Genomic DNA, 2,858 nt, shown 5'->3' on the forward strand with positions numbered 1-2,858 from the left:
GCCGCCTCTACCAGAATCTCGACCGCCTTGCCGAACTGGACCTCATCACCCGGGACGAACTCGACGCCCGCACCAACGTGTATACGCTGACTGACGCTGGCAGACGAGCCCTCCAGCGCCAGGGAGAAACACTTGCAGTCCTGTGTGAGCAGCCCCGTCCCGTCGCTGGAGGTGAGCAATCGTGATGACTCAGTGTTATCACGACAATATCAAACAAGTTTTATATTCTAACCAGAGAGTAAAACCCGGGCGACACTGGGCACACAGCGAGTCGCCCGGCATCCGTGGTTGTCAGAGGCACGGACGGGTTCTGGATATGGCCCACTCGCTGGCGCAGTCAGTCTGTCTAAGCGAGTGGTGCAGCAACCCGAACCCGTTTAGATATAATGCATGTCTAACAATTAGTTCTTATGTACCTGATTCGAACAGGTTTGGTCGGCTGAGGGTTAACGTCCGTAGGCAGTCTTTCTTCAACAGGAAGCCCAATGTTCCAGTTCCATCCGCACGCCATCAAGACGCACGGCTCTGCCATGTAGAGCAGCAGAAAAATGGTGGGCAGCCATGGAATGGGGGGAGTGGCGTGGACACCATCGGGAGTCGTCATCCACGACGACGGGTTCTGGACCCGGGCCAATCGATGAATTTGGGGGGATTCAAGAGGGAGTGGAGCGGGGACCAGAACCCAACCGAACGGTATGTGGTTGGTAATAAAAACAGCTGTGATATCGTCTCACAGTTTATCGATTTGCCGCCGAGTCGCGACCCGTTGACAAGCCGTTCATGCGGCGGGGAGGTGGCGCGATGACGACCCAGCCGACCGTCGGCGAGATCGTCGCCATCACCACCACCGACAGCGACCCCCTGCTGCTGGTCTGTTCGCAGGAGACCGAACTCATCACGGGTGTCTTGCTGGCCGACCTCGCCACCGAGACGATCCACCGCCTGCAGGCGTCCGAGCCAGACACAGCCACCCGTCAGCAGCTGGCTACCGCCGTCGAGCGCGCTGACGGGTGCCTGTCGTTCACGGTCCCGACGACAGACTGCGCGTTCGTCGAACGCGACAGCAGCCGTCCTGGGCCGTTCGACGGAGGTGAGGTGTGATGGGCCGACACCTCAGCCGCGACTGAACGGGATACAGCGCCCGCACAGGCCGACGAGTGGCGACTCCGCTACATGGTCGGTGACCTCACCCACTACACGGAGTGGACGACCGACTTCCCTACCGTCGAGAACTACTACGAGCAGTACCGCCGCGGTGACTACGCCCACGATGTCGCCATCGAGCGCCGGGCGGTGTTGGACTGATGCCGGAGGGCCGTCGGATCGACCCCGTCCGCCCGTGGCATGTGCCCCAGCCGGTGGCTGCCACGAGGCAGCACCTCCAGACAGCGGGACAGTACCACGAGACAACCGCCTAGCCCGTGCTGTGGTCAGCACAGTCCGGTTCGATTCCGGCCACGGGCCTTGTGGTAGATATGCCACGAACCAATTCCCCCGCAGACAGCGGGACCGACAGCACAGCCACTGACCATGCCCTCGCTGACGCGCTTGATATGGATATTGGGCAGGACGGCACGGATGTCGAGGATCTCCAGTCGCTTGTCGACCAGCTCGACAGTGAGGTTCCACCCCCCGTTTCGAGTGTTCTTTCGGGGTTAGTCGCAACCATCGACAGCCTCCAAGAGCGCGTCGACGAACTCGAGGCCCAGCAAGAGCGCACACACGACGTTGCGACGACAGCCGTCGGGACGGCCGCCGAAAACGAGAGCCGTCTCGACGATGTCGAAGCCCAACAGGAGAGGACCCACGACGTCGCAAAGAGTGCCATCGCGAAGGCCCAGCAACTGGAGGCCGATCCCGACCACCAGGAGGATGCCGAGCAGTTGCCCGAGGGTCGGGAACCCAGTTCCTCACCGCTGGATTTCTTCGCAAACTGCCGCCAGTCGAAGGTCAAGACGATGTTCGTCGAGCGGTCGAACCGCCAGAACACCTACCGCGCGATCAGTATCGCCAAACGCTGGCCGGAATTTGCCACGAAGCGAACGGATGGCAGCGGCGTGTTCCTGACCAAAGCAGACCTGACCACAGCCCTGACCGCCGAGCTCGGGAAAGAGCCCCATCGCCAGACGGTCAAACGAGTCTGGGAGAGGTTAGTCGAGATCGGCGGCACTGATATCGTCGAGAAGACCAGACAGGTCGGGCGAGACCAGACGAAAACAGAGATCCTCGCGATGGACATCGAGACCGCCGAGGAACTACTGGAGCAACGCTACGTCGGCCTGGACCTCCTAGAGAATAGCGACCGGAAAGCAACGACTGGTGGCGTCACACCCGTTGTGGTGGAGTCCCCGGCCTGACCCTGTGACAAACCCGGAGTAACGATCGAATCGGCACGAACCCGATGCTGTCGGACGCGGTGGCACGTGCCCTGCCGCCGCCGACACCGCTGTTCACTAGCTGCAGAACCCGGGAGCGACCCCATTCTTGCAGGAGTGAAGTGAGTGGTCGTAACACGAACGGAGCGACCACGGCGATTGCAGTGGTCACAACGGGTGTGACAGGGCACTCTTACCACGGACCTGCGGGCCTGAGAGCGATCTGTGACTGGCCGCCACCTCTCTCAGCCTGCCCCTCACTATCAGTGCCGACGGTCAGGTGACCCTCATCGGATAACCACGAAATCGGCACCGTGAGTAAGCGGTTGGCAATCTCAATAGAAAGCGTGTAGGGTCAGTTCTAGCAGGCTAAGACGACTCTTCAAGTACTTCCTCTGGTCGTACTGCCCCCTGTTCGACAAGTTCCCTATCAAACGAGACCAACGTTCCCTCGATTGCGTCAGCGGCTGTTAGAATAAGTGC

General features: G+C 60.7%; 4 protein-coding genes. All 4 read left to right on the top strand.

The annotated features are described in order from the left end of the window. The coding region (locus C437_RS08580; protein WP_193790399.1) for a helix-turn-helix transcriptional regulator at window positions 1-185 on the top strand (185 nt) is incomplete at its 5' end. Window positions 186-801: 616 nt separating this feature from the next. Beyond that, entirely contained in the window at window positions 802-1,101 is a 300-nt protein-coding gene (locus tag C437_RS08585; RefSeq protein WP_004516545.1) for a hypothetical protein, read from the top strand. Window positions 1,102-1,173: 72 nt separating this feature from the next. Beyond that, on the top strand, window positions 1,174-1,305 hold the full coding sequence (locus tag C437_RS21080; protein WP_004516546.1) for a hypothetical protein: 132 nt from the start codon (window positions 1,174-1,176) through the stop codon (window positions 1,303-1,305). Window positions 1,306-1,475: 170 nt separating this feature from the next. After that, window positions 1,476-2,357, top strand: coding sequence for a hypothetical protein (locus tag C437_RS08595; protein WP_004516547.1), 882 nt, complete (start codon window positions 1,476-1,478; stop codon window positions 2,355-2,357). The last annotated feature ends 501 nt before the right edge of the window (window positions 2,358-2,858 follow it).

The organism is Haloarcula vallismortis ATCC 29715 (assembly GCF_000337775.1).
Classification (GTDB): Archaea; Halobacteriota; Halobacteria; order Halobacteriales; family Haloarculaceae; genus Haloarcula; species Haloarcula vallismortis.

Bases quoted from the DNA above. Each gene is read 5' to 3' on its own strand.
- C437_RS08585 (WP_004516545.1), top strand. From the start codon at position 802: ATGACGACCCAGCCGACCGTCGGCGAGATCGTCGCCATCACCACCACC.
- C437_RS21080 (WP_004516546.1), top strand. From the start codon at position 1,174: ATGGTCGGTGACCTCACCCACTACACGGAGTGGACGACCGACTTCCCT.
- C437_RS08595 (WP_004516547.1), top strand. From the start codon at position 1,476: ATGCCACGAACCAATTCCCCCGCAGACAGCGGGACCGACAGCACAGCC.